Source organism: Allorhizocola rhizosphaerae (assembly GCF_003426775.1).
Classification (GTDB): Bacteria; Actinomycetota; Actinomycetes; order Mycobacteriales; family Micromonosporaceae; genus Allorhizocola; species Allorhizocola rhizosphaerae.
Window position 1 is genome coordinate 1 of record NZ_QJUG01000148.1, and the last position, 21,387, is coordinate 21,387.

Genomic DNA, 21,387 nt, shown 5'->3' on the forward strand with positions numbered 1-21,387 from the left:
ATCCCGGCCGACCTCAAGGACCGGGCGGAGGAGTGGCGGGTCAAGCTGCTCGAGACGCTGGCCGAGGCCGACGACGAGATCATGGAGAAGTACCTCGAGGGCCACGAGTTCACGGTCGACGAGCTCAAGCCCGCGATCCGTCGCGCCACCATCGCCGGCAAGCTCAACCCGGTCGTGTGCGGTTCCGCCTTCAAGAACAAGGGCGTGCAGCCGATGCTCGACGCGGTGGTGGACTTCCTGCCGTCGCCGCTGGACGTCCCGGCCATCGAGGGCGTCCTGATGGACGGGGAGACTCCGGCCCAGCGTCACGCCGACACGACGGAGCCGTTCTCCGGCCTCGCGTTCAAAATTCAGACGGACAAGCACCTCGGCAAGCTCACCTACGTCCGGGTCTACTCGGGCCGGGTCGAGTCGGGCACGCAGGTCATCAACTCCACCAAGGATCGCAAGGAGCGCATCGGCAAGATCTACCAGATGCACGCGAACAAGCGCGAGGAGCGTCCATTCGCGTCAGCTGGTGACATCATCGCCGTGCAGGGCCTCAAGCAGACCACCACCGGTGACACGCTGTGCGACCCGCAGAACGCGGTGATCCTGGAGTCGATGACGTTCCCGGAGCCGGTGATCGACGTCGCGATCGAGCCGAAGACAAAGGCCGACCAGGAGAAGCTGTCCACGGCCATCCAGAAGCTGGCCGAGGAGGACCCGACCTTCCGCGTCAAGCTCGACGAGGAGACGGGCCAGACGGTCATCTCCGGGATGGGCGAGCTCCACCTGGAGATCCTGGTGGACCGGATGAAGCGCGAGTTCACGGTCGAGGCCAACGTCGGCAAGCCGCAGGTGGCGTACCGCGAGACCATCCGCCGCAAGGTGGAAAAGGTCGAGTACACGCACAAGAAGCAGACCGGCGGGTCGGGCCAGTACGCGAGCGTGATCATCTCGATCGAGCCGCTGCCGCTGGACGGCGAGGCGACGTACGAGTTCGTCAACGCCGTCACCGGTGGACGCATCCCGAAGGAGTTCATCCCGTCGGTGGACGCCGGTGCGCAGGACGCCATGCAGTACGGTGTGCTCGCCGGGTACCCGCTGGTCGGCGTGAAGCTCACGCTGCTTGACGGCAAGTACCACGAGGTTGACTCGTCCGAAATGGCGTTCAAGATCGCTGGTTCGATGGTGCTGAAGGAGGCGGCCCGCAAGGCCGACCCGGCCATCCTCGAACCGATGATGGCGGTCGAGGTCGTCACGCCGGAGGAGAACATGGGTGACGTGATCGGAGACCTCAACTCCCGCCGTGGCATTATCCAGGCGATGGAGGAGCGCGGCGGCGCCCGCGTGGTGAGGGCTCTCGTTCCGCTGTCGGAGATGTTCGGCTACGTCGGCGACCTGCGGTCGAAGACCCAGGGCCGGGCGAGCTACAGCATGGTATTCGACTCCTACGCCGAGGTTCCCGCGAACGTCGCGAAGGAGATCATCGCAAAGGCGACCGGCGAGTGATCGCCGGCCGCCTGGCCAAAGGAAAATAAGCGCCGTCGGGCGTTGAACCAACACAGTCCACAGGAGGACACCAGTGGCGAAGGCGAAGTTCGAGCGGACTAAGCCGCACGTCAACATCGGCACCATTGGTCACATCGACCACGGTAAGACGACGCTGACGGCAGCTATTACAAAGGTCTTGCACGACAAGTTCCCGGACCTCAACCCGTACACGCCGTTCGATGAGATCGACAAGGCGCCGGAGGAGAAGGCCCGCGGTATCACCATTTCGATCGCGCACGTCGAGTACCAGACGGCCAACCGGCATTACGCCCACGTTGACTGCCCTGGTCACGCCGACTACATCAAGAACATGATCACCGGTGCCGCCCAGATGGACGGCGCGATCCTGGTGGTCGCCGCGACCGACGGCCCGATGCCGCAGACCCGCGAGCACGTGCTGCTGGCACGCCAGGTCGGCGTGCCGTACATCGTGGTCGCGCTGAACAAGAGCGACATGGTGGACGACGAGGAGCTGCTGGACCTGGTGGAGCTCGAGGTTCGCGAGCTGCTCTCGGCCCAGGAGTACCCGGGCGACGACCTGCCGGTCGTGCGCGTCTCGGCGCTCAAGGCGCTCGAGGGCGACCCGCAGTGGTCCGAGGCTCTGATGAAGCTGATGGACGCGGTCGACGAGGCCATCCCGCAGCCGGAGCGCGAGACCGACAAGCCGTTCCTCATGCCGATCGAGGACGTTTTCACGATCACCGGCCGCGGCACCGTGGTCACGGGCCGTGCCGAGCGTGGCGTGCTCAAGCCGAACGAGGAGGTGGAGATCGTCGGTATCAAGGAGAAGTCGATGAAGACGGTCTGCACCGGCATCGAGATGTTCCGCAAGCTGCTCGACGAGGCCCGCGCGGGTGAGAACGTCGGTCTGCTGCTGCGCGGCATCAAGCGCGAGGACGTCGAGCGCGGCATGGTCGTGGTCAAGCCTGGCACGAACACCCCGCACACCGAGTTCGTGTCGCAGGTCTACATCCTGTCCAAGGAGGAGGGCGGCCGTCACACGCCGTTCTTCAACAACTATCGTCCGCAGTTCTACTTCCGGACCACGGACGTGACCGGTGTTGCCACCCTGCCCGAGGGCACGGAGATGGTCATGCCGGGCGACAACGTCGAGCTCACGGTCAAGCTGATCCAGCCGATCGCGATGGAGGAGCAGCTGCGCTTCGCCATCCGTGAGGGTGGCCGGACCGTCGGCGCCGGCCGGGTTACCAAGATCCTTAAGTGAACATCAGGTGCGCCCCGCCTCCTCAAAAAGGCGGGGCGCACTAGATGGTTGCGAATCGGAGACGTCGTCTTCGGCGACACACGCGATACGCAACCATCGCTATGGGGCAGGGCACAGCCCCCGATTTCGGGTTGGCCCACCTCGTACGGCATAATGTTTAGGTTGCGTTGCGGACGGTTGTTGCCGTTTGCGCGGAGCTGACTTCAGGTCGGCAACTCCTGTGATCGGGCGCGGTGCCCGTTGAGCCAAGGAACTTCCCGAGAGGGATGACTCTGGTTCAGCGCGCGACACGCCCGACCGCGGGGGTCGGAGAAGAGAAGGAAATCATGGCGGGACAGAAGATCCGCATCAGGCTGAAGGCCTATGACCACGAGGTCGTGGACTCCTCGGCGCGCAAAATCGTCGAGACGGTGACGCGTACCGGTGCGCAGGTTGCCGGCCCGGTGCCGCTGCCCACTGAGATCAACCGATTCTGCGTCATCCGTTCGCCGCACAAGTACAAGGACTCGCGCGAGCACTTCGAGATGCGCACGCACAAGCGTCTGATCGACATCATCGACCCGACCCCCAAGACAGTCGACTCGCTCATGCGGCTCGACCTGCCGGCTGGCGTCGACATCGAGATCAAGCTGTAGGGACCGGACAGTGATGGACAGGCAAGTTAAGGGCATCCTGGGCGCCAAGCTCGGCATGACCCAGGTCTGGGACAACAACCAGGTTGTCCCCGTGACTGTGGTTCAGGCCGGACCTTGTGTCGTGACTCAGGTCCGCACGAATGACAAGGACGGCTATTCCGCTGTCCAGCTGGCATACGGCGCGGTCAACCCGCGCAGGGTGAACAAGCCGGAGTCCGGCCACTTCGCCAAGGCCGGGGTCGCACCCCGCCGCCACCTCGTCGAGCTGCGCACCACCGACGCCAGCGAATACGAGCTCGGCCAGGAGGTCACCGTCGCCAAGTTCGCGGCCGGCGAGGCCATCGACGTGACGGGCAAGACCAAGGGCAAGGGCTTCGCCGGTGTGATGAAGCGCCACGGCTTCGGTGGCCTGGGCGCCGGGCACGGCGTCGAGCGCAAGCACCGCTCGCCCGGCTCGATCGGCGCGTGCGCCACGCCGGGCCGCGTCTTCAAGGGCGTGCGCATGGCCGGCCGCATGGGCGGCGTGCGTTACACCGCACAGGGTTTGACGATCCAGGCCGTGGATGAGGAGAACAACCTCATCCTCGTGAAGGGCGCCATACCTGGGGCCAAGGGTGCACTCATTCTTGTGCGCACTGCGGCCAAGGCGAAGAAGAAGGGCGGTGCGGCGAAGTGACCACCGTTGACGTGATCGACACCAAGGGCACCAAGACCGGCACGGTCGAGCTGCCGGCGGACATCTTCGACGTGCAGGCGAACATCCCGCTGATGCACCAGGTGGTCGTCGCCCAGCTCGCCGCGGCCCGGCAGGGTACACACAAGGCAAAGACCAGAGGCGAAGTCGCCGGTGGTGGCAAGAAGCCTTACAAGCAGAAGGGTACGGGTCGCGCCCGGCAGGGTTCGATCCGCGCACCGCAGTTCACCGGCGGTGGCGTGGTGCACGGGCCGGTCCCGCGCGACTACAGCCAGCGCACGCCCAAGAAGATGAAGGTCGCCGCGCTGCGCGGTGCCCTGTCGGACCGGGCGCGCAACGGCAAGCTGCACGTGGTCTCCGGCTTCGTGGACGGCGAGACGCCCTCGACCAAGGCCGCGCTGGCCACGGTCAAGGCGACGGCCGGCGACGCCAAGCGGGTGCTCGCGGTGGTCACCGCGGAGGACCAGATCAACTGGATCAGCCTGCGCAACCTGCCGCAGGTGCACCTGCTTGAGGCGGGCCAGCTGAACACCTACGACGTGCTGCTCGCCGACGAGGTCATCTTCACGGCCGACGCGCTCAACGAGTTTCTGGGCAAGCGCAACGCCGCAGAAGAAGGGAGCGAGAAGTGACGACCGTTGCTGACCCGCGCGACGTCATCATCGCGCCGGTGGTCTCGGAGAAGAGCTATAGCGAGCTAAACCGCAACTGGTACACCTTCCTGGTGCATCCGGACGCGAACAAGACCGAGATCAAGATCGCGATTCAGCAGATCTTCAACGTCCGGGTTCTCTCCGTCAACACGCTCAACCGTGAGGGCAAGCGCAAGCGCACCCGCACGGGCTGGGGCAAGCGCAAGGACACGAAGCGCGCCATGGTCAAGCTGGCCGACGGCGATCGCATCGAGGCCTTCGGCGGACCGGTTAGCTGAGGGGTAGAGACAAATGGGTATCCGTAAGTACAAGCCAACGACGCCTGGCCGCCGTGGCGCGAGCGTCGCTGACTTCGCCGAGGTGACCCGGTCGACGCCGGAGAAGAGCCTGCTCAAGCCGCTGCCCAAGAAGGGCGGGCGCAACGTCCACGGCCGCATCACGGCGCGTCACCAGGGTGGTGGGCACAAGCGCCAGTACCGTTTGATCGACTTCAAGCGGGTGGACAAGGACGGCGTACCGGCCAAGGTCGCTCACATCGAGTACGACCCCAACCGGACCGCGCGCATCGCGCTGCTGCACTACGTGGACGGCGAGAAGCGGTACATCATCGCGCCCAAGGACCTCAAGCAGGGCGACCGCGTGGAGTCGGGCCCCGGTGCGGACATCAAGCCGGGCAACAACCTCCCGCTGCGCAACATCCCGGTGGGCACCACGGTTCACGGGGTCGAGCTCAAGCCGGGCGGCGGCGCCAAGCTCGCCCGTTCGGCGGGCGTCGGCATCCAGCTGCTGGGCCGCGAGGACGACTACGCCACGCTGCGCATGCCGTCCGGTGAGATCCGCAAGGTGGACGTGCGTTGCCGCGCGACCGTTGGCGAGATCGGCAACGCCGAGCAGTCCAACATCAACTGGGGTAAGGCCGGCCGGATGCGGTGGAAGGGCAAGCGCCCGACCGTCCGTGGTGTCGCCATGAACCCGATCGACCACCCGCACGGTGGTGGTGAGGGCAAGACCTCCGGTGGTCGCCACCCGGTGTCGCCGTGGGGCAAGAAAGAGGTTCGCACCCGTCGCAAGGGCCAGCCGAGCGACAAGCTGATCGTGCGCCGCCGCTACGCGAACCGCAAGCGCGGGTAAGGGGAACTGACACATGCCTCGCAGTCTGAAGAAGGGCCCGTTCATCGACGACCACCTGCTCAAGAAGGTGGAAGTGCAGAACGAGAAGGGCTCGAAGAACGTCATCAAGACCTGGTCGCGGCGTTCGACGATCATCCCTGAGATGATCGGTCACACGATCGCGGTCCACGATGGACGCAAGCACGTCCCGGTCTTCGTGACGGAGGCGATGATCGGGCACAAGCTCGGTGAGTTCGCCCTGACCCGCACGTTCAAGGGTCACGAGAAGGACGACAGGAAGAGCCGCCGTCGCTGACGGTGGACCAAGGGATTTAGGGGAAACACGATGCCTACTAGGCAAGCGCAGGCTGCGCCGGGTGCCCGTGCGGTCGCCCGCTACGTGCGCCTGTCCGCAACCAAGGCGCGCCGTGTGGTGAACCTCGTCCGCGGTCTGCCCGCGAAGGAGGCTCTCACGGTGCTGCAGTTCGCGCCGCAGTCGGCCAGCGAGCCGGTCTACAAGGTGCTGGCGAGCGCGATCGCGAACGCCGAAAACAACGAACGCCTTGACCCGGACGCGCTGCTGGTCAGCGCGGCGTACGTGGACGAGGGCCCGACGATGAAGCGGTTCCGGCCGCGCGCGCAGGGCCGGGCGTACCGCATCCGCAAGCGCACCTGCCACATCACGATCGAGGTCGAGGCGGTCCAGCCGAAGGTCCGTCCTAAGAAGACGGTCGCGAAGGCGGCGCCCGCGAAGGCCGCTCCCGCTCCGGCGGACGAGACCGCCGCTTCGGCTGAGGCGGAGGCCAAGCCCGCCAAGAAGACTGCGGCCAAGAAGGCCGCGGCTCCGATGGCGGAGGCGAGCGAGACCAAGCCGGCGAAGAAGACCGCTGCGAAGAAGGCGGCGCCCAAGGCGGAGGAGACCGAGTAATGGGTCAGAAGGTTCACCCGATTGGGTTCCGGCTCGGCATCTCGACCGAGTGGAAGTCGCGGTGGTACGCGGACAAGCTCTACAAGGACTACATCGGCGAGGACGTCAAAATCCGTCGCATGATGGCCAAGGGCCTCGAGCGCGCCGGCATCTCCAAGGTGGAGATCGAGCGGACCCGTGACAAGGTACGCATCGACATCCACACCGCCCGGCCGGGCATCGTCATCGGCCGCAAGGGCGCGGAGGCCGACCGGCTGCGCACCGAGCTGGAGAAGCTCACCGGCAAGCAGGTCCAGCTGAACATTCTCGAGGTCAAGAGCCCCGAGTCGGACGCTCAGCTGGTCGCGCAGGCCGTGGCCGAGCAGCTTTCGGGTCGCGTGGCGTTCCGCCGCGCGATGCGCAAGTCGATGCAGTCGGCGATGAAGAACCCGCTCGTGCGCGGCATCCGGATCCAGGTCTCGGGCCGCCTCGGCGGCGCCGAGATGAGCCGGACCGAGTTCTACCGCGAGGGCCGGGTCCCGCTGCACACGCTGCGGGCCAACATCGAGTACGGCTTCTTCGAGGCGCGCACGACCTTCGGCCGCATCGGCGTGAAGGTGTGGATTTACAAGGGTGACGCCGTGCCGGGCCGCGAGGCCCTGGCCGACGCGGGACGTCCTCCGCGTCGTGGCGAGCGCGGTGAGCGCGGGGATCGTCCCGACCGCTCGGACCGCCCGCGTCGCGGCCGCTCGGGTGCCACCGGCACCACGGGCGCCGGGACCGAGGCCGGTCGTGCCGCGGCGGCGGAGCTCAAGGACAGCAAGGACAGCGGTGCCGACGCGGCCTCCACCGAGGCTGTGCCGGCGGCAGCAGAGACGCAGGAGGGCTGACAAATGCTGATGCCGCGCAAGCCTCCAAAGGGCTTCCGCAAGCCGCATCACCCGGATCGCTCCGGGAAGAGCAAGGGCGGCAACCGGGTGGTGTTCGGCGAGTTCGGCATCCAGGCGCTCGCGCCTGCGTACGTGACCAACCGCCAGATCGAGTCGGCGCGTATCGCGATGACCCGGCACATCCGGCGTGGTGGCAAGGTCTGGATCAACATCTTCCCGGACCAGGCGATCACCAAGAAGCCTGCCGAGACCCGGATGGGTTCCGGCAAGGGTTCACCGGAGTGGTGGGTGGCCAACGTCAAGCCGGGCCGCATCCTGTTCGAGATGACGTTCCCGAACGAGGCGGTCGCTCGCGAGGCCATGCGGCGCGCGATCCACAAGCTCCCGATGAAATGCAGAATCGTGAAGCGTGAAGTGGGTGAGGGCTGATGGCGGGCACGAAGCCGGCCGAGCTGCGTGAGCTGTCCGATGAGGATCTGGTCACGAAGCTGCGTGAGGCCAAGGCCGAGCTGTTCAACCTTCGGGTGCAGTCGGCGACCGGCCAGCTGGACAACAACCGGAGGCTCCCGGTCATCCGCCGGGAGATCGCCCGGATCTACACGATCATGCGCGAGCGGGAGCTTGGTCTCTCCGCCGCGCCGGCTGAGGTGGCGTAGTAATGAGTGAGAACACGGAGACGCCGAAGGTCGAGCGCAATCGGCGTAAGGTTCGTGAGGGTCTGGTCGTCAGCGACAAGATGGACAAGACCGTTGTCGTGATGGTTGAGGACCGAGTCAAGCACCCGCTGTATGGCAAGGTCATGCGGCGCAACACGAAGCTGAAGGCGCACGACGAGCACAACGAGTGCGGCATTGGCGATCGGGTGCAGGTCATGGAGACCCGCCCGCTGTCCGCTACGAAGCGGTGGCGGGTCGTGGAGATCCTCGAAAAGGCTAAGTAGCCAAGTTCCGCCAGGCTCCGGCCGCGAGGCCGGAGAACCGGCAGACATAGGAGATTGACGTGATTCAGCAGGAGTCGCGACTGCGCGTCGCCGACAACACGGGTGCCCGGGAAATTCTGTGCATCCGCGTGCTCGGTGGCTCGGGTCGGCGCTACGCGAGCATCGGCGACGTCATCGTGGCCACGGTCAAGGACGCCATTCCCGGCGCCGGCGTGAAGAAGGGCGACGTCGTGAAGGCGGTCGTCGTCCGCACGGTGAAAGAGAAGCGCCGCCCCGACGGCTCGTACATCCGCTTCGACGAGAATGCCGCCGTGATCATCAAGGATGGTGGGGACCCGCGTGGTACCCGTATCTTTGGGCCGGTCGGCCGTGAGCTGCGGAACAAGCGGTTCATGAAGATTATTTCGCTTGCTCCGGAGGTGCTCTGATGAAGATCAAGAAGGGCGACACGGTCATCGTCATTGCCGGCAAGGACAAGGGTAAGGACGGCAAGGTGCTCGCCGCCTACCCGAAGACGGAGAAGGTGCTCGTCGAGGGCATCAACCGGGTGACCAAGCACGAGAAGATCCGGACGAACCAGCGCGGGTCGAAGAGCGGCGGCATCGTGACCCAGGAGGCACCCATTCACGTGTCCAACGTGATGTTCCTGGAGGACGGCAAGCCGGTCCGCATCGGATACAGGATCGGCGAGGACGGCAGGAAAGTTCGGATCTCGCGCCGGACGGGCAAGGAGATCGACTGATGTCGACTGCAACCGAGACGAAGATCGTGCCGCGGCTCAAGACCCGGTACCGCGAGGAGATCGCGGGCCAGCTGCGTGAGCAGTTCGGCTACACGAACCCGATGCAGGTGCCGGGCCTGGTGAAGATCGTGGTCAACATGGGTGTGGGCGAGGCCGCCCGCGACTCGAAGAAGATCGACGGAGCGCTCCGCGATCTGACCGCGATCACCGGGCAGAAGCCGCAGGTGCGCCGGGCGACCAAGTCCATCGCGCAGTTCAAGCTGCGCGAGGGCATGCCGATCGGTGCCAAGGTGACCCTGCGGGGCGACCGGATGTGGGAGTTCCTGGACAGGCTGCTGTCCATCGCGCTGCCGCGCATCCGCGACTTCCGCGGGCTCGACGGGCGCAAGCTCGACGGGCATGGCAACTACACGTTCGGTCTGACCGAGCAGTCGGTCTTCCACGAGATCGACCAGGACAAGATCGATGCGGTGCGGGGCATGGACATCACGCTCGTGACCACCGCCAAGACCGACGACGAAGGCCGGGCGTTGCTTAAGCTCCTGGGCTTCCCGTTCAAGGAGAACTGAGCACATGGCCAAGAAGGCGCTGATCCTGAAGGCTGCCGCCAAGCCGAAGTTCGCGGTGCGCGCGTACACCCGCTGCCAGCGGTGCGGCCGTCCGAAGTCGGTCTACCGCAAGTTCGGGCTGTGCCGCGTGTGCATCCGGGAGATGGCTCACCGCGGTGAGCTGCCCGGCGTGTCCAAGGCGTCCTGGTAAAGCAGAATTCGCTTCGCCGTAGGCCCGCCAAGCGAGGTTGGGAACCGCGGCGAGAAAGGCTGATAAAACAATGACCATGACCGACCCGATCGCAGACATGTTGACGCGTCTGCGTAACGCCAACCAGGCGTACCACGACAGAGTGGCTATGCCCTACTCGAAGATCAAGGCGAACATCGCCGAGGTCCTCAAGGCCGAGGGCTACATCGCCACCTGGTCCGTGGAGGAGCCCGAGGAGGGCGTAGTCGGCAAGAAGCTGGTCGTCGAACTGAAGTTCGGCCCGAGTCGTGAGCGGAGCCTGGCCGGCGTGCGTCGCGTTTCCAAGCCCGGTCTGCGGGTGTACGCCAAGTCCTCGGACCTCCCGCGCGTGCTTGGCGGGCTGGGTGTGGCCATCATTTCGACGTCCCAGGGTTTGCTCACCGACAGGCAGGCCCGCAAGCGAGGGGTGGGCGGGGAAGTCCTCGCCTACGTCTGGTGAGGAGGGTCCGCCATGTCGAGAATTGGACGTAAGCCGATCCCGGTGCCCGCGGGCGTCGAGATCACCATTGACGGCCAGACCGTGAAGGTGAAGGGGCCCAAGGGCGCCCTGCAGCACACGGTCAGTGAGCCCATCACGGTCGAGCGGGGCGAGAGCGGCGAGCTGCTCATCACGCGCCCCAACGACGAGCGCCGCGCCAAGGAGCTGCACGGCCTCTCCCGCACCCTCGTGGCCAACATGATCGTGGGCGTGACGGAGGGGTACAAGAAGAGCCTGGAGATCAACGGGACGGGCTACCGCGTCACCGCCAAGGGCAGCGACCTCGAGTTCGCGCTCGGGTTCTCGCACCCGGTGCTGGTGCCGGCGCCCGAGGGGATCGCCTTCGCGGTGGAGAAGCCGACCCTGTTCCACATCTCCGGCATCGACAAGCAGCTGGTGGGCGAGGTCGCGGCGAACATTCGCAAGATCCGTCCGCCGGAGCCCTACAAGGGCAAGGGCGTCAAGTACGTGGGCGAGGTCATCCGGCGCAAGGCCGGTAAGGCCGGCGGTAAGGGAGGTAAGAAGTGACCGCCACACTAACCAAGCGCCGCGGCGGCGATGCCGCCACTCGGCGCGCAGTCGGCCGGTCGCGTCGGCACTTCCGGGTCCGTAAGAACGTCAACGGAACCGCCGAGCGGCCGCGCCTGGTCGTGACGCGCTCGCTGCGCCAGATCACGGTGCAGGTCGTCGACGACACCAAGGGGCACACCCTGGCGTCGGCGTCGAGCCTGGACGCGTCGATCCGGTCGGCCGAGGGCAACAAGAGCGAAATCGCCGCAAAGGTCGGTGCGCTCATCGCCGAGCGGGCCAAGGCCGCCGGCATCACCAAGGTCGTCTTCGACCGCGGTGGCAACCGCTACGCGGGCCGCATCGCGGCCCTGGCGGACGCCGCACGCGGTGCGGGACTCGAGTTCTAGGAAGGTGGCTGCGAAAGTGGCAGGTCCACAGCGCCGGGGCGCGGGTTCCGGTAACACAGGCGGTGGCGAGGGTGGCGGCGGTGACCGCGATCGTCGCGAGCGCCGTGGCCGCGGCGAGGGTCGTGGCGGCAACGCTCCGGCCGAGAAGACGCCGCATCTCGAGCGGGTCGTGACGATCAACCGGGTCGCGAAGGTGGTCAAGGGTGGCCGCCGGTTCAGCTTCACCGCTCTCGTAGTGGTTGGCGACGGCGAGGGCACCGTTGGCGTCGGCTACGGCAAGGCCAAGGAGGTGCCCGCGGCGATCGCCAAGGGCGTCGAGGAGGCCAAGAAGCACTTCTTCAAGGTGCCGCGGATCGGCGCGACGATCCCGCATCCGGTGCAGGGCGAGGACGCGGCCGGTGTCGTGCTGCTCAAGCCGGCCAGCGCCGGTACCGGTGTTATCGCCGGTGGCCCGGTGCGTGCCGTGCTGGAGTGCGCGGGCATCCACGACGTGCTGTCCAAGAGCCTCGGTTCGTCCAACCCGATCAACATCGTGCACGCGACGGTGGCCGCGCTGAAGATGCTGGAGTCGCCGGAGGCGATCGCCGCCCGCCGGGGTCTTCCGGTGGAGGACGTGGCGCCGGCCCGGCTGCTCGCGGCTCGTGCTGGGGCGGGTGCGTGATGGCACGGTTGAAGGTCACCCAGGTCCGGTCCGACATCGGCACGAAGCACAACCAGCGCGAGTCGCTGCGTTCGCTCGGCCTGAAGCGGATCAATGACGTGGTGGTGAAAGAGGATCGTCCCGAGATCCGGGGCATGATCTTCAAGGTCAGCCACCTCGTGAAGGTCGAGGAGGTGGAGTAAATGACGATCAAGATTCACCACCTCCGGCCGGCTCCCGGGGCCAAGACCGAGAAGACCCGTGTGGGTCGCGGTGAGGGCTCCAAGGGCAAGACGGCCGGTCGTGGCACGAAGGGCTCCAAGGCCCGCAAGAACATCTCGCCGGCGTTCGAGGGTGGGCAGATGCCCATCCACATGCGCCTGCCGAAGATGAAGGGCTTCAAGAACAAATTCAAGGTCGTGTACCAGGTCGTGAACCTGGACCGGCTGGCGGAGCTCTTCCCCGACGGCGGCCAGGTCGGCCCGCAGGAGCTGGCCAACGCCGGCGCGGTGCGCAAGAACCAGCCGGTGAAGGTGCTCGGCACGGGCGAGCTCGGTGGTGTGGCGCTTCAGATCTCGGCGCACGCGTTCAGCGCGTCGGCGAAGGAGAAGATCGCCGCCGCCGGCGGAACCGTTACGGAACTGTGACGCCGAAGGGTGTCCGACCCAGCTGGCCTGACGTCTTGGGCGCGGTGGTAGTTGAGCGCGACGCGCTCAACTACCACCGTCTCAGAAACAATGGCGTCTGACCTGCAACGGGGCAGGCGCCTTCGGCGTATGAGATCGATGGTGGCACAGATTGATGGCCGCCAGACCTGACCAATCGGGGTCCGGGCTGTTAGAGTCCGAACCCAGCTACGCGTGAAACCGCGACGTAGCTATGAGTCACGCCCCTAAAGTCGCCACCGGGCTCCGGTGCCTTCGCGCAGGAGGAAAGAGTTGCTCTCCGCGTTTATCAGTGCGTTCAAGACGCCTGACCTGCGCAAGAAGATCTTCTTCACGCTGTTTATCATCGCCATCTATCGGCTTGGCGCTTCGCTGCCCAGCCCCGGCGTTGCCTACGGCAATGTGCAGGAGTGCATGAAGCTCCTGGAGGCAGGCACGCAGAACGGCGTGTTCACGCTGTTGAACCTGTTCTCCGGTGGCGCGTTGATGTCGCTGTCGGTCTTCGCGCTCGGCATCATGCCCTACATCACCGCGTCGATCATCCTGCAGCTGCTGACCGTGGTCATTCCACGGCTGGAGCAGCTGCGCAAGGAGGGTCAGTCCGGCCAGGCGAAGATCACGCAGTACACCCGCTATCTGACGCTGGGCCTGGCGGTCCTGCAGTCGTCGGCGTTCGTGGCGCTGGCCCGCTCGGGGCAGCTGTTCCAGAACCAGTGCGACCAGTTCCCCATCGTGCCGCCGACCAGCCTCCCGAACTGGCTGACGCTCACCATGCTGGTGCTCACGATGACCGCCGGCACGGGCGTGGTCATGTGGCTGGGTGAGCTCATCACCGACCGGGGCGTGGGCAACGGCATGTCCGTGCTGATCTTCACCTCGATCGCCGCCCGGCTCCCCGCCGAGGGTTGGCAGATCCTGGAGACCCAGCAGTTCTGGGGCTTCGTGGGCGTCATCGCGCTGGTGCTGATCATCATCACCGCCGTGGTCTACATCGAGCAGGCGCAGCGGCGCATCCCGGTGCAATACGCGAAGCGCATGATCGGGCGCCGGATGTATGGCGGCACGTCGACCTACATCCCGATGAAGGTCAACCAGGCCGGTGTCATCCCGGTGATCTTCGCTTCGTCGCTGATGTACCTCCCCCGGCTCGGCCTCGACTTCGCCCGCAGCGACAACCCGGGCGAGGTCTACCTGTTCATCGAGCGCTACCTGGCGCAGCCCAGCTCGTGGAGCTACATCGCGCTCTACGGCGTGCTCATCATCTTCTTCACGTACTTCTACGTGTCGATCACGTTCAACCCGGTCGAGATCGGCGAGAACATGCGGAAGTACGGTGGCTTCGTCCCCGGCATCCGCCCGGGCAAGCCCACCTCCGACTACCTGTCGTTCATTCAGAACAGGATCACCCTGCCGGGTTCGCTCTACCTCGCAATCATCGCGGTCCTGCCTAATCTGTTCTTCATCGCGCTGGACAGTGAGGCATACCAGAACTTCCCGTTCGGTGGCACGGCGGTGCTGATTATGGTTGGCGTGGGTCTCGAGACGGTCAAACAAATCGAGAGCCAGCTGATGCAGCGCAGCTACGAAGGATTCCTGCGATGAGAACGGGCACGGGCCCGAGCGAGGGGCCTTAGATGCGATTGGTTCTGGTAGGTCCGCCCGGCGCGGGCAAGGGAACCCAGGCGGAGTTCATTGCTTCCCACCTTTCCGTGCCCAAAATCTCGACGGGGGACATCTTCCGGGCCAACGTGTCGAAGGGAACACCGCTCGGGCTTGAGGCGAAGCGCTACATGGACGCCGGCGGGCTCGTGCCGGATGAGGTGACGATCAACATGGTGCGCGGCCGCCTCGGCGAGGCCGATGCGGTCGACGGCTTCCTGCTCGACGGGTTTCCGCGCACGGTGCCGCAGGCCGAGGCGCTAGACAAGATCCTCGGCGACAGCGGTGTGGCGCTGGACCTGGTCCTTGAGCTTGTGGTGGACAACGACGAGGTGATTCGGCGGCTCTCGGGCCGCCGCACCTGTCATGGCTGCGGCAAGATCTGGCACGTGGACTTCGACCCGCCGGCGCGCGAGGGCGTGTGCGACCGGTGCGGTGGCGAGCTGTACCAGCGCGACGACGACAAGCCCGAGACGGTGGCAGAGCGGCTCAAGGTGTACGCCCGCGACACCGCACCACTGATCGACTACTACGGGGCGCAGGGCAAACTGGTTGGCATTGATGCCACCGGCCCGGTCGAGGATGTGACCGAGCGCGCAATCGACGCGCTCCGCTCCTACAGCGCGTAGCTTTGTGGGGATGGAAATCGAGCTCAAGACGCCGGAACAGCTGGGCCTGATGCGCAGGGCCGGGCTGGTGGTCGCGGCCGCCCTGGAGGCGGTGCGCGAGGCCATCAAGCCCGGCGTGTCCACGGCCGAGCTCGACGCGGTGGCCGAGGACGTCATCCGGTCGCACGGCGCTGTCCCGTCGTTCAAGGGCTATCACGGGTTTCCCGCGACCATCTGCTCGTCGGTCAACGAGCAGGTCGTGCACACGATCCCCGACGCCGGGCACGTGCTGCGCGAGGGCGATCTGATCTCGGTGGACTGCGGGGCGATCCTCGACGGGTGGCACGGCGACGCGGCGTTCACGGCCGGCGTGGGCGAGGTGCGGCCCGAGTTGCTGCGCATGGCCGAGGTCGCGGAGGACGCGCTGTGGGCGGGCATCGCCACGGCGGCGCGCGGGGTCCGGTCGCGGCGCGGACGTCTGACCGACATCTCGTACGCCATCGAATCGGCGATCAAGAAGGCGCCGAAGAAATATGGCATAGTCCGCGGATACGGCGGGCACGGCATCGGTACCGAAATGCATCAAGATCCTCATATTCTCAACCATGGCCGGCCGGGGCGCGGTCCGGCGCTGGTGCCCGGGATGGCGCTGGCCATCGAGCCGATGATCACACTGGGGTCGCCCAGGACGGTCGAGTTGTCCGACGGTTGGACAGTGGTCACCATCGATCGGTCGCCGGCCGCCCACGTCGAGCATTCGGTGGCGCTGTTCGAGGACGGCGTGGTGGTGCTGACCGCCCCCGACGGTGGCCGCGAACGCCTCGGTGACCTCGTCAGCGGTGCCGTCGCCGCGTGATTTGACCCACCCGGTTTGTATCGATGAGCGGTGACGCGTAGACTGGCACTCCGGCGCACCGCGTCCACTCTGTCGTGTCTTCTACAGCGCTCCTGCTTTATGAAGGCGGCAGACCGCGGCTGGCGTGATCCCTATCGGGGTCGCGATGGGCAACGTGAGCCGATCTGTTCACCCGACGTCAGGTAGCGGAGGACATGCCGAAAAAGGATGGGGCCATCGAGATCGAGGGCCGGGTTATAGAGCCACTCCCGAACGCAATGTTCCGGGTGGAGCTCGCCAATGGGCATAGGGTCTTGGCCCATATCAGCGGCAAGATGCGTCAGCATTACATCCGCATCCTGCCCGAGGACCGGGTTGTGGTCGAGCTTTCGCCATACGACCTGAGCCGCGGGCGCATCGTCTACCGCTACAAGTAACCGAAGAGGCAGCCGTGAAGGTCAAGCCGAGCGTTAAGAAGATCTGCAATAAGTGCCGCGTTATCCGTCGGCACGGCCGGGTCATGATCATTTGCGATGACCCGCGCCACAAGCAGCGTCAAGGCTGATTGCAGACACACACCTAGCACATGCTCGTTCCGGCCGCGGGGACGTCCCTCCTTAGAGTGGGAAACTCCTGTGGCCAACCCCTGGAACCAGGCCGGGGCCCTCTCCCGCGAGAGGGACAAGGAACGTGGCGCAGACCTGGTTGAAACACAGGAGAGCCATTAATGGCACGTCTCGTTGGCGTTGATCTCCCGCGCGACAAGCGCATGGAGATCGCGCTCACTTACGTTTTCGGCATCGGCCGGACGCGCTCGCTGGAGACTCTGGCGGCGACCGGCATCGACCCCAACAAGCGCGCCAAGGATCTCACCGACGAGGAGATCGTGCGCCTTCGGGATCACATCGAGGGCAGCTACAAGGTTGAAGGTGACCTGCGCCGCGAGGTCGCCGCTGACATCCGCCGCAAGGTGGAGATCGGTTGCTACGAGGGCATCCGGCACCGCAAGGGCCTGCCCGTCCGTGGACAGCGGACACGCACCAACGCCCGGACCAGGAAGGGTCCGAAGCGGACGGTGGCCGGGAAGAAGAAGGCCGGCAAGAAGTAGCAATCGGATCTGAAAGAGGAGCGCACTAAAGCTATGCCACCCAAGGCACGCACGGGCGCCGCGGCCGTCAAGAAGGTCCGGCGCAAAGAACGCAAGAACGTCTCCCACGGGCAGGCGCACATCAAGAGCACGTTCAACAACACCATCGTGTCCATCACGGACCCGACCGGTGCTGTGATCTCGTGGGCCTCCGCCGGTCAGGTGGGGTTCAAGGGCTCCCGCAAGTCCACGCCGTTCGCGGCGCAGCTGGCCGCCGAGGCCGCCGCGCGCCGGGCGATGGAGCACGGGATGCGCAAGGTCGACGTGTTCGTGAAGGGTCCCGGTTCGGGCCGTGAGACCGCCATCCGTTCGCTGACCGCGGCCGGCCTGGAGGTCGGGCAGATCTCCGACGTCACGCCGCAGCCGCACAACGGGTGCCGTCCGCCGAAGCGCCGCCGGGTCTAAGGGAGAAAGATAGATATGGCTCGTTATACAGGTGCCGACTGCCGGCGCTGCCGTCGCGAGAAGCAGAAGCTGTTCCTCAAGGGCAGCAAGTGCGACGGGCCCAAGTGCCCGTTCGAGTCCCGCCCGTTCCCGCCCGGACAGCACGGCCGGGGGCGCGCCAAGGAGTCGGAGTACTTGCTGCAGCTGCGCGAGAAGCAGAAGGCCCGCCGCATCTACGGCGTGCTGGAGCGGCAGTTCCGCGGCTACTACGAGGAAGCCAACCGCAAGACCGGCAAGACCGGTGAGGTTCTGCTGCAGATCCTCGAGTCCCGTCTGGACAACGTGGTGTACCGGGCAGGCCTCGCGAAGTCCCGCGACCACGCCCGTCAGCTGGTCAAGCACGGCCACTTCGTGGTCAACGGCAAGAAGGTCGACATCCCGTCGTACCGGGTGCACGCGCACGACATCGTCGAGGTGCGGGAGAAGTCGCGCCAGATGACGCCGTTCATCGTGGCCCAGGCCGAGGCCGGTTCGCGCGGCGTGCCGGCGTGGCTGGAGACCATCCCCAGCCAGTTCAAGGTGCTGGTCCACTCGCTTCCCGCCCGGGGTGCCATCGACACCCAGGTGCAGGAGCAGCTGATCGTCGAGCTTTACAGCAAGTAAGAGTTTCACTGGCAGGGCGTCATATAGCGGGCGCCCCTACAGAAATGAGAATGTAAGTGCTCATCACACAGAGGCCGACCCTCACCGAGGAGTCGATCAGCGAGACGCGTTCGCGGTTCACCATCGAGCCGCTTGAGCCCGGTTTCGGGTACACCCTTGGAAATTCGCTTCGCAGGACGCTGCTGTCCTCGATCCCGGGCGCGGCGGTCACCAGCATCAAGGTCGACGGCGTGCTGCACGAGTTCACCACGATCCCCGGTGTCAAGGAGGACGTGGTCGAGCTGGTCATGAACGTCAAGGAGCTGTGCGTCTCGTCGGAGCACGACGAGCCGGTCAGCATGTACCTGCGCAAGCAGGGCCCGGGTGAGGTCACCGCGGGCGACATCCAGCCCCCGGCCGGTGTCACCGTGCACAACGCCGACCTCAAGCTGGCCACGCTCAACGGCAAGGGCCGGCTGGACATGGAGCTCACGGTCGAGCGTGGCCGCGGCTACGTGACCGCCGCGCAGAACAAGAGCGCGGGCGCCGAGATCGGCCGGATCCCGATCGACTCGATCTACTCGCCGGTGCTCAAGGTGACGTACCGCGTCGAGGCCACCCGTGTCGAGCAGCGCACCGACTTCGACCGTCTGATCATCGACGTGGAGTCGAAGGCGTCGATCTCGCCGCGCACCGCCCTGGCGAGCGCCGGCAGCACGCTGGTCGAGCTGTTCGGCCTGTGTCGCGAGCTGGACGAGACGGCCGAGGGCATCGACATCGGCCCGTCGCCGCAGGACGCTCAGCTGGCGGCCGACCTGGCCCTGCCGATCGAGGAGCTCGACCTGACGGTCCGCTCCTACAACTGCCTCAAGCGGGAGGGCATCAACACCGTCGGCGAGCTCATCGGGCGCACCGAGGCGGACCTGCTCGACATCCGCAACTTCGGGCAGAAGTCGATCGATGAGGTCAAGATGAAGCTGGCCGGCATGGGTCTCGGGCTGAAGGACTCGGCCCCGACCTTCGACCCGGCGAACGTCGTGGACTCCTTCGGCGAGGCGGACTACGACAACGACGACTACCGCGAGACCGAGCAGCTGTAACCCGGCTGCACCTGACAAGGAGTACGACCAATGCCGCAGCCCACCAAGGGTCCCCGCCTCGGGGGCAGCCCCGCGCACGAGAAGCTGATCCTGGCGAACTTGGCCACCTCGCTTTTCAAGCACGGCCGGATCACCACGACGGAGACCAAGGCCCGCCGGCTGCGCCCGGTGGCCGAGCGTCTGATCACCAAGGCCAAGCGCAACGACCTGGCCGCGCGTCGTGATGTCCGCAAGACGATCGGGGAGAGGGACACGTTCGTCGCCCTGTTCGAGGAGATCGCGCCGCGTTACGCCAACCGCCCCGGTGGCTACACGCGCATCGTGAAGACGGGTCCCCGCCGCGGTGACGCCGCCCCGATGGCGATCATCGAGCTGGTCGAGGAGCTGGTGGTCGAGGAGCCGAAGCCGGCGAAGACCGCCGCCAAGAAGGCCGCGAAGCAGGCGGCTCAGGAGGACAAGGCCGCCGTGCTCTCGGGCGAGACCGAGCAAACGGCCTGACGTTGCACGACACGGAAGGCGGGTCGGCACCTGTGGAGGTGCCGGCCCGCATTCGTTTGGACGTGGCGTACGACGGCACGGGCTTCGCGGGCTGGGCTGTCCAACCTGGACGCAGGACGGTCGCGGGCTCGCTTCTGGCCGTGCTGGAGCGGTTGTTCAAGGCGCCGACGGGGCTCACGGTCGCGGGCCGGACGGACGCCGGCGTGCACGCCACGGGCCAGGTGTGCCATGTGGACGTGCCGCGCGAGGCGTGGGAACAACTCGGCCCGGCCTTGATAAGAAAGCTGGCGGGGCTGCTCCCGCCCGACGTGCGTGTCGTGCGGGCGAGCGAGGTCCCGCCGGATTTCGACGCACGCTTCTCCGCGCTGTGGCGGCGCTACGAATACCGGGTCACGGACGCGCCGTGGGGTGTGAACCCGTTGCGCCGCTTGGACACACTGGCCTGGCCGCGACGGCTCGACCTGGACCCGATGAACGAGGCCGCGCGCGGCCTGATCGGCGAGCACGACTTCGCGGCGTATTGCCGGCGCAAGGAAAACGCGACGACGATCCGCCGGATCACCGCGCTGGATTGGCGGCGCGAGGGCGACCTGTTGGTCGCGACCGTGCAGGCCGATGCGTTCTGCCAGCAGATGGTGCGCAGCCTCGTCGGCGCGCTGCTGGCCGTTGGTGAGGGTCGGCGTGCGGTGTCGTGGCCCGCTTCGCTTCTGACGCGCACCTCTCGCGAAAGCGAGGTGCTCGTGGCCCCGGCACACGGGCTGACTCTCGTGGCCGTGGGCTATCCGGACGAGTCGCGCTTTGCCGAGCAGGCTATGGCGACGCGGAAGGTGCGGGAGCGCTCGGATCGATGACCGGGTCGGTGGCCCGCGCCTCAAGGATGTTGCCCTTGAGGTAGATCTCGATGATGTCCCACATGATCCGGCTGGCGAACGGGTCCCGGTTGGGGATCTCCTCGCCGTCGCCGCGCGCGATCACACAGTATGCCAGGTAGTGGCCCTTCATGTTCCAGCCGACCACGGTCTGGGCAAGCACGAGCGGTTTGGTGGTCCTGTCGTTGGTCGGGGAGTATCCGTAGAAGCCCCCCTTCTGGTCGTCGACCATCTTGCGGATGCTCTCCCACGCCTTCTCGGCCGATGCCTGCGTGTCGAGATTGAGCAGCCCGCCGGTGACCAGGAAGCCGTCGGGCGAGCGCATGGTCGCCCGGATCACCTGACTGCAGCCCAGCTGGGAGATGAGCGCGGTGACCTCGCCCTTGGTCGCGGTGCGGCAGTCGGCCAGCTCCTGCTTGGCCACCACGGTGTAGACCTGGTCGGGGTTTTTCGGGTCGATGACGATGGTGTCGCTGGGGAAGACCTCGGCGATGGTGAGCGGCTGCGAGTCGACTTCGCGTGAGGAGATGTCCACCGGCGTGACCGTCGGCTTTGGACCGCCGTTGGCCTGTGCCTGCACGCCCTTCTGCTCGTCGAGCACGATCAGGTAGGAGCCGATGCCGCACACGGCGAGGACCACGATGACGCCCAGCACCCCGAGGCCCGCGCGCCAGCGCTTGGACATCTTGGGGTTGAGGTTGACCCGTTGCCAGCGCCCAGTGCTGGGCTCCGGCGGGGGTGGGACGGACGCGCTGCGGCGCACGGCGGGTGGGCGCGGCCCGCGCGGTGGCTGCGGGCGGGGCGGGGGCTGGGTG

At 66.4% G+C, this 21,387-nt stretch carries 34 protein-coding genes and 1 pseudogene; 34 read left to right on the forward strand and 1 reads right to left on the reverse strand.

All coding sequences use genetic code 11. From position 1 onward, the window contains the following. From fusA to truA, 34 genes and pseudogenes are all read left to right on the forward strand, one after another. A partial coding sequence (gene fusA, locus DM816_RS27385; protein WP_117213278.1) for an elongation factor G occupies nt 1-1,494 on the forward strand: 1,494 nt, incomplete at its 5' end. Nucleotides 1,495-1,567: 73 nt separating this feature from the next. Continuing rightward, the gene (tuf, locus tag DM816_RS27390) at nt 1,568-2,761 is read left to right on the forward strand and encodes an elongation factor Tu (RefSeq protein WP_117213279.1); all 1,194 of its coding nucleotides are present in this window, start codon (nt 1,568-1,570) and stop codon (nt 2,759-2,761) included. 326 nt (nt 2,762-3,087) lie between these two features. Continuing rightward, nucleotides 3,088-3,396: a 30S ribosomal protein S10 gene (rpsJ, locus tag DM816_RS27395; RefSeq protein ID WP_007073037.1), complete on the forward strand. Its 309-nt coding sequence runs from the start codon at nt 3,088-3,090 to the stop codon at nt 3,394-3,396. Between the two features lie 13 nt (nt 3,397-3,409). Continuing rightward, nucleotides 3,410-4,072: a 50S ribosomal protein L3 gene (rplC, locus tag DM816_RS27400; protein ID WP_117213280.1), complete on the forward strand. Its 663-nt coding sequence runs from the start codon at nt 3,410-3,412 to the stop codon at nt 4,070-4,072. Further along, entirely contained in the window at nt 4,069-4,722 is a 654-nt protein-coding gene (gene rplD / locus DM816_RS27405; RefSeq protein WP_117213281.1) for a 50S ribosomal protein L4, read from the forward strand. Before rplC ends, rplD begins: the two co-directional genes overlap by 4 nt. Then, complete coding sequence (gene rplW / locus DM816_RS27410) at nt 4,719-5,021, forward strand: 50S ribosomal protein L23 (RefSeq protein ID WP_117213282.1); 303 nt, start codon at nt 4,719-4,721, stop codon at nt 5,019-5,021. The genes rplD and rplW overlap by 4 nt, the downstream gene beginning before the upstream one ends. Before the next feature lie 13 nt (nt 5,022-5,034). Next, entirely contained in the window at nt 5,035-5,874 is an 840-nt protein-coding gene (gene rplB, locus DM816_RS27415) for a 50S ribosomal protein L2 (protein WP_117213283.1), read from the forward strand. 13 nt (nt 5,875-5,887) lie between these two features. Next, complete coding sequence (gene rpsS, locus DM816_RS27420) at nt 5,888-6,169, forward strand: 30S ribosomal protein S19 (protein WP_117213284.1); 282 nt, start codon at nt 5,888-5,890, stop codon at nt 6,167-6,169. Between the two features lie 30 nt (nt 6,170-6,199). After that, nucleotides 6,200-6,661 (forward strand): annotated as a pseudogene (gene rplV, locus DM816_RS27425) (50S ribosomal protein L22); the annotation flags it as partial. Between the two features lie 119 nt (nt 6,662-6,780). After that, complete coding sequence (gene rpsC, locus DM816_RS27430) at nt 6,781-7,650, forward strand: 30S ribosomal protein S3 (RefSeq protein WP_117213286.1); 870 nt, start codon at nt 6,781-6,783, stop codon at nt 7,648-7,650. Between the two features lie 3 nt (nt 7,651-7,653). Continuing rightward, a complete protein-coding gene (gene rplP / locus DM816_RS27435; RefSeq protein ID WP_117213287.1) occupies nt 7,654-8,079 on the forward strand; it encodes a 50S ribosomal protein L16 in 426 nt (141 codons plus the stop codon). Continuing rightward, nucleotides 8,076-8,306 (forward strand): 50S ribosomal protein L29, encoded by a 231-nt coding sequence (gene rpmC / locus DM816_RS27440; protein WP_117213288.1) that lies wholly within the window; start codon nt 8,076-8,078, stop codon nt 8,304-8,306. Before rplP ends, rpmC begins: the two co-directional genes overlap by 4 nt. 2 nt (nt 8,307-8,308) lie before the next feature. Beyond that, entirely contained in the window at nt 8,309-8,590 is a 282-nt protein-coding gene (gene rpsQ, locus DM816_RS27445; RefSeq protein ID WP_117213289.1) for a 30S ribosomal protein S17, read from the forward strand. A 59-nt stretch (nt 8,591-8,649) separates the two neighbouring features. Next, nucleotides 8,650-9,018 carry a 50S ribosomal protein L14 gene (rplN, locus tag DM816_RS27450; protein WP_117213290.1) on the forward strand — a complete coding sequence of 123 codons (369 nt, stop codon included), beginning with the start codon at nt 8,650-8,652 and terminating at the stop codon, nt 9,016-9,018. After that, a complete protein-coding gene (gene rplX, locus DM816_RS27455; protein ID WP_117213291.1) occupies nt 9,018-9,332 on the forward strand; it encodes a 50S ribosomal protein L24 in 315 nt (104 codons plus the stop codon). Before rplN ends, rplX begins: the two co-directional genes overlap by 1 nt. After that, a complete protein-coding gene (rplE, locus tag DM816_RS27460) occupies nt 9,332-9,901 on the forward strand; it encodes a 50S ribosomal protein L5 (RefSeq protein WP_117213292.1) in 570 nt (189 codons plus the stop codon). The genes rplX and rplE overlap by 1 nt, the downstream gene beginning before the upstream one ends. Before the next feature lie 4 nt (nt 9,902-9,905). After that, entirely contained in the window at nt 9,906-10,091 is a 186-nt protein-coding gene (locus tag DM816_RS27465) for a type Z 30S ribosomal protein S14 (protein WP_117213293.1), read from the forward strand. Nucleotides 10,092-10,161: 70 nt separating this feature from the next. Further along, the gene (gene rpsH / locus DM816_RS27470; RefSeq protein WP_117213294.1) at nt 10,162-10,569 is read left to right on the forward strand and encodes a 30S ribosomal protein S8; all 408 of its coding nucleotides are present in this window, start codon (nt 10,162-10,164) and stop codon (nt 10,567-10,569) included. Nucleotides 10,570-10,581: 12 nt separating this feature from the next. Then, complete coding sequence (rplF, locus tag DM816_RS27475) at nt 10,582-11,136, forward strand: 50S ribosomal protein L6 (protein WP_117213295.1); 555 nt, start codon at nt 10,582-10,584, stop codon at nt 11,134-11,136. Continuing rightward, nucleotides 11,133-11,525 carry a 50S ribosomal protein L18 gene (gene rplR, locus DM816_RS27480; RefSeq protein WP_117213296.1) on the forward strand — a complete coding sequence of 131 codons (393 nt, stop codon included), beginning with the start codon at nt 11,133-11,135 and terminating at the stop codon, nt 11,523-11,525. Before rplF ends, rplR begins: the two co-directional genes overlap by 4 nt. Nucleotides 11,526-11,541: 16 nt before the next feature. Next, entirely contained in the window at nt 11,542-12,186 is a 645-nt protein-coding gene (gene rpsE, locus DM816_RS27485) for a 30S ribosomal protein S5 (protein ID WP_117213297.1), read from the forward strand. Then, nucleotides 12,186-12,368 carry a 50S ribosomal protein L30 gene (gene rpmD / locus DM816_RS27490; protein WP_111242460.1) on the forward strand — a complete coding sequence of 61 codons (183 nt, stop codon included), beginning with the start codon at nt 12,186-12,188 and terminating at the stop codon, nt 12,366-12,368. Before rpsE ends, rpmD begins: the two co-directional genes overlap by 1 nt. After that, a complete protein-coding gene (rplO, locus tag DM816_RS27495) occupies nt 12,369-12,812 on the forward strand; it encodes a 50S ribosomal protein L15 (RefSeq protein WP_117213298.1) in 444 nt (147 codons plus the stop codon). It begins immediately after the preceding gene. 291 nt (nt 12,813-13,103) lie between these two features. Next, the gene (gene secY / locus DM816_RS27500; RefSeq protein ID WP_117213299.1) at nt 13,104-14,432 is read left to right on the forward strand and encodes a preprotein translocase subunit SecY; all 1,329 of its coding nucleotides are present in this window, start codon (nt 13,104-13,106) and stop codon (nt 14,430-14,432) included. A 32-nt stretch (nt 14,433-14,464) separates the two neighbouring features. Then, a complete protein-coding gene (locus DM816_RS27505; RefSeq protein WP_117213300.1) occupies nt 14,465-15,118 on the forward strand; it encodes an adenylate kinase in 654 nt (217 codons plus the stop codon). 10 nt (nt 15,119-15,128) lie between these two features. Then, nucleotides 15,129-15,953, forward strand: a complete 825-nt coding sequence (map, locus tag DM816_RS27510; protein WP_117213301.1) for a type I methionyl aminopeptidase — start codon at nt 15,129-15,131, stop codon at nt 15,951-15,953. Nucleotides 15,954-16,147: 194 nt separating this feature from the next. Beyond that, nucleotides 16,148-16,369 (forward strand): translation initiation factor IF-1, encoded by a 222-nt coding sequence (gene infA, locus DM816_RS27515; protein WP_020520459.1) that lies wholly within the window; start codon nt 16,148-16,150, stop codon nt 16,367-16,369. 14 nt (nt 16,370-16,383) lie between these two features. Next, a complete protein-coding gene (gene rpmJ / locus DM816_RS27520; protein ID WP_020520458.1) occupies nt 16,384-16,497 on the forward strand; it encodes a 50S ribosomal protein L36 in 114 nt (37 codons plus the stop codon). Nucleotides 16,498-16,659: 162 nt separating this feature from the next. After that, complete coding sequence (gene rpsM, locus DM816_RS27525) at nt 16,660-17,040, forward strand: 30S ribosomal protein S13 (protein ID WP_117213302.1); 381 nt, start codon at nt 16,660-16,662, stop codon at nt 17,038-17,040. A gap of 33 nt (nt 17,041-17,073) precedes the next feature. Then, nucleotides 17,074-17,484, forward strand: a complete 411-nt coding sequence (gene rpsK / locus DM816_RS27530; protein ID WP_020520456.1) for a 30S ribosomal protein S11 — start codon at nt 17,074-17,076, stop codon at nt 17,482-17,484. A gap of 15 nt (nt 17,485-17,499) precedes the next feature. Beyond that, nucleotides 17,500-18,126: a 30S ribosomal protein S4 gene (rpsD, locus tag DM816_RS27535; protein ID WP_117213303.1), complete on the forward strand. Its 627-nt coding sequence runs from the start codon at nt 17,500-17,502 to the stop codon at nt 18,124-18,126. Nucleotides 18,127-18,182: 56 nt separating this feature from the next. Beyond that, nucleotides 18,183-19,205, forward strand: coding sequence for a DNA-directed RNA polymerase subunit alpha (locus DM816_RS27540; RefSeq protein WP_117213304.1), 1,023 nt, complete (start codon nt 18,183-18,185; stop codon nt 19,203-19,205). Nucleotides 19,206-19,235: 30 nt separating this feature from the next. Next, nucleotides 19,236-19,703 carry a 50S ribosomal protein L17 gene (gene rplQ / locus DM816_RS27545; RefSeq protein WP_117213305.1) on the forward strand — a complete coding sequence of 156 codons (468 nt, stop codon included), beginning with the start codon at nt 19,236-19,238 and terminating at the stop codon, nt 19,701-19,703. A gap of 32 nt (nt 19,704-19,735) precedes the next feature. After that, entirely contained in the window at nt 19,736-20,554 is an 819-nt protein-coding gene (gene truA, locus DM816_RS27550; protein ID WP_117213306.1) for a tRNA pseudouridine(38-40) synthase TruA, read from the forward strand. On the opposite strand, the gene DM816_RS27555 is transcribed toward truA, so the two are convergent. After that, on the reverse strand, nt 20,514-21,387 hold an 874-nt coding region (locus tag DM816_RS27555; protein WP_162907901.1), incomplete at its 5' end, for a hypothetical protein. The genes truA and DM816_RS27555 overlap by 41 nt on opposite strands.

Excerpts from the sequence above, each read along its gene's own strand:
- rpsJ (WP_007073037.1), top strand. The coding sequence starts at position 3,088 with ATGGCGGGACAGAAGATCCGCATCAGGCTGAAGGCCTATGACCACGAG.
- rplC (WP_117213280.1), top strand. The coding sequence starts at position 3,410 with ATGGACAGGCAAGTTAAGGGCATCCTGGGCGCCAAGCTCGGCATGACC.
- rplB (WP_117213283.1), top strand. The coding sequence starts at position 5,035 with ATGGGTATCCGTAAGTACAAGCCAACGACGCCTGGCCGCCGTGGCGCG.
- rpsS (WP_117213284.1), top strand. The coding sequence starts at position 5,888 with ATGCCTCGCAGTCTGAAGAAGGGCCCGTTCATCGACGACCACCTGCTC.
- rpsC (WP_117213286.1), top strand. The coding sequence starts at position 6,781 with ATGGGTCAGAAGGTTCACCCGATTGGGTTCCGGCTCGGCATCTCGACC.
- rplP (WP_117213287.1), top strand. The coding sequence starts at position 7,654 with ATGCTGATGCCGCGCAAGCCTCCAAAGGGCTTCCGCAAGCCGCATCAC.
- rpsQ (WP_117213289.1), top strand. The coding sequence starts at position 8,309 with ATGAGTGAGAACACGGAGACGCCGAAGGTCGAGCGCAATCGGCGTAAG.
- rplX (WP_117213291.1), top strand. The coding sequence starts at position 9,018 with ATGAAGATCAAGAAGGGCGACACGGTCATCGTCATTGCCGGCAAGGAC.
- rplE (WP_117213292.1), top strand. The coding sequence starts at position 9,332 with ATGTCGACTGCAACCGAGACGAAGATCGTGCCGCGGCTCAAGACCCGG.
- DM816_RS27465 (WP_117213293.1), top strand. The coding sequence starts at position 9,906 with ATGGCCAAGAAGGCGCTGATCCTGAAGGCTGCCGCCAAGCCGAAGTTC.
- rpsH (WP_117213294.1), top strand. The coding sequence starts at position 10,162 with ATGACCATGACCGACCCGATCGCAGACATGTTGACGCGTCTGCGTAAC.
- rplF (WP_117213295.1), top strand. The coding sequence starts at position 10,582 with ATGTCGAGAATTGGACGTAAGCCGATCCCGGTGCCCGCGGGCGTCGAG.
- rpmD (WP_111242460.1), top strand. The coding sequence starts at position 12,186 with ATGGCACGGTTGAAGGTCACCCAGGTCCGGTCCGACATCGGCACGAAG.
- rplO (WP_117213298.1), top strand. The coding sequence starts at position 12,369 with ATGACGATCAAGATTCACCACCTCCGGCCGGCTCCCGGGGCCAAGACC.
- DM816_RS27505 (WP_117213300.1), top strand. The coding sequence starts at position 14,465 with ATGCGATTGGTTCTGGTAGGTCCGCCCGGCGCGGGCAAGGGAACCCAG.
- map (WP_117213301.1), top strand. The coding sequence starts at position 15,129 with ATGGAAATCGAGCTCAAGACGCCGGAACAGCTGGGCCTGATGCGCAGG.
- infA (WP_020520459.1), top strand. The coding sequence starts at position 16,148 with ATGCCGAAAAAGGATGGGGCCATCGAGATCGAGGGCCGGGTTATAGAG.
- rpsM (WP_117213302.1), top strand. The coding sequence starts at position 16,660 with ATGGCACGTCTCGTTGGCGTTGATCTCCCGCGCGACAAGCGCATGGAG.
- rpsK (WP_020520456.1), top strand. The coding sequence starts at position 17,074 with ATGCCACCCAAGGCACGCACGGGCGCCGCGGCCGTCAAGAAGGTCCGG.
- rpsD (WP_117213303.1), top strand. The coding sequence starts at position 17,500 with ATGGCTCGTTATACAGGTGCCGACTGCCGGCGCTGCCGTCGCGAGAAG.
- rplQ (WP_117213305.1), top strand. The coding sequence starts at position 19,236 with ATGCCGCAGCCCACCAAGGGTCCCCGCCTCGGGGGCAGCCCCGCGCAC.